The 1476-nt window shown below is 52.9% G+C and carries 1 protein-coding gene; it reads right to left on the bottom strand.

The window, feature by feature from the left end:
- Nucleotides 1–136: 136 nt before the first annotated feature.
- Entirely contained in the window at nucleotides 137–1336 is a 1200-nt protein-coding gene (tyrS, locus tag J5M72_RS28700; RefSeq protein WP_085731729.1) for a tyrosine--tRNA ligase, read from the bottom strand.
- Nucleotides 1337–1476: the final 140 nt, after the last annotated feature.

Below are 1476 nucleotides of genomic sequence, written 5' to 3'. Positions count from 1 at the left end.
CTTCGATGATCTGAAGCAAACCGCTATCGAAAACCGTGTAACTCATTGAATCTCAAGGAGTTTTCCGTTTCGACTGCGCCGGAAGTGGGGCGAATTATAGACCTCCAGAATCTGCCGTCAACCCCTATTTTCAACTTTACTCGGATTTCAGCGTAATCCGTGCAAATGCCTTCTTCCCAGCCTGGCAGACGTGAGTCGCGCCCAGTACATATATAAAGGAGCGATCAACAACCTCACCATCTATACGCACACCACCGGAAGCTAACAGATCACGAGCAGCCGCCGAGTTTTTCACCAGGCCTGCCTTATTAAGGACAGCAGCAATCGGCATATCTTCGGCAGCAGTCAGCTCGACCTCTGGCAAATCATCCGGCAGCTCGCCATCCTTCATCCGGTTACCCGCACCACGGTGAGCATTGGCAGCAGCTTCTTCCCCATGGAAACGGGCAACAATTTCTTCAGCCAGCTTGATCTTGATGTCGCGAGGATTGGCACCCGCCTCCACGTCAGCACGGAAGGCATTGATCTCATCCATCGAACGGAAGCTGAGCAACTCGAAATAGCGCCACATCAACGCATCCGGAATCGAAACCAGCTTGCTGTACATGACACCCGGCGCTTCCTGGATACCGACGTAGTTGCCCAACGATTTGGACATCTTCTTCACACCATCAAGACCTTCGAGCAACGGCATCGTCAGAATGCACTGCGCCTCCTGACCGTAACCACGCTGCAACTCGCGCCCCATCAGCAGATTGAACTTCTGATCGGTGCCACCCAGTTCCACATCAGCGCGCAAGGCAACCGAGTCATACCCCTGAACCAGCGGATAGAGGAACTCGTGAATGGCGATTGGCTGATTAGTGGTGTAGCGCTTGTCGAAGTCGTCACGCTCGAGCATGCGAGCAACGGTGTATTGAGAAGTCAGGCGAATGAAATCCGCAGGCCCCATCTGATCCATCCAGGTGGAGTTGAACGCCACCTCGGTTTTCGCCGGATCAAGAATCTTGAATACCTGAGTCTTGTAGGTTTCAGCGTTTTCCAGAACCTGCTCACGAGTCAGCGGAGGACGAGTTGCACTTTTGCCGCTCGGATCACCGATCATTCCAGTGAAATCACCAATAAGGAAGATCACCTGATGCCCCAATTCCTGGAACTGGCGCAGCTTGTTAATGAGCACAGTGTGTCCAAGGTGCAGATCCGGCGCTGTTGGATCGAAGCCAGCCTTGATTCGCAGCGGCTGGCCACGCTTGAGCTTTTCGATCAGCTCGGACTCGACCAACAGTTCTTCCGCACCACGTTTAATCAGCGCTAGCTGCTCTTCAACCGACTTCATAACAGACCCGCAAGGCTCAGATTCAAAGGGAACCAACCATACAAGATCGCGCACCAATTACAAGTTTTGCCCGGCACACGGACACTAATCCATAGACGAGACGCCTGCGGACTTGCCTCAGAGATGATTTGGTTATATTT

This window comes from Pseudomonas sp. 58(2021) (assembly GCF_017491585.1).
Taxonomy (GTDB): domain Bacteria; phylum Pseudomonadota; class Gammaproteobacteria; order Pseudomonadales; family Pseudomonadaceae; genus Aquipseudomonas; species Aquipseudomonas fluorescens_BT.
The sequence above is the reverse complement of the archived record's forward strand: the minus strand, read 5'-3'. Positions and strand labels throughout refer to the sequence as shown.

Bases quoted from the DNA above. Each gene is read 5' to 3' on its own strand.
- tyrS (WP_085731729.1), bottom strand. From the start codon at position 1,336: ATGAAGTCGGTTGAAGAGCAGCTAGCGCTGATTAAACGTGGTGCGGAA.